Origin of the sequence: uncultured Roseibium sp., assembly GCF_947499295.1 — a bacterium.
In the GTDB taxonomy this organism is placed as follows: Bacteria; Pseudomonadota; Alphaproteobacteria; order Rhizobiales; family Stappiaceae; genus Roseibium.
In genome coordinates, this window is the sequence record NZ_CANMNP010000170.1 from 1 (window position 1) to 249 (window position 249).

Below are 249 nucleotides of genomic sequence, written 5' to 3' on the forward strand. Positions count from 1 at the left end.
CTTCGCATTCCGCCTGCCGGGCAATGGATGGTGCCTATGACGGCGCCGTCACACGGACCGCAATCATGCAGCGCTTTGCCGATGTGGAGATCATCATTCCACCACCGAAGACGGCTGTTGCCGGCCCTGAGGCCGAGACCAACCCCACTGCGCAGGATCTGGATATTCTAGCGATCAAGGCCCATGGCCGCATGGCCTGGCAAAAGAGCACCGGATATAACCAGAGAGCGCGCGTGGAAACGCAAATGG

At 60.2% G+C, this 249-nt stretch carries 1 pseudogene; it reads left to right on the plus strand.

Going from position 1 to position 249, the window contains the following annotated elements:
• Positions 1 to 249 (plus strand): annotated as a pseudogene (locus Q0835_RS30270) (IS5/IS1182 family transposase); the annotation flags it as partial.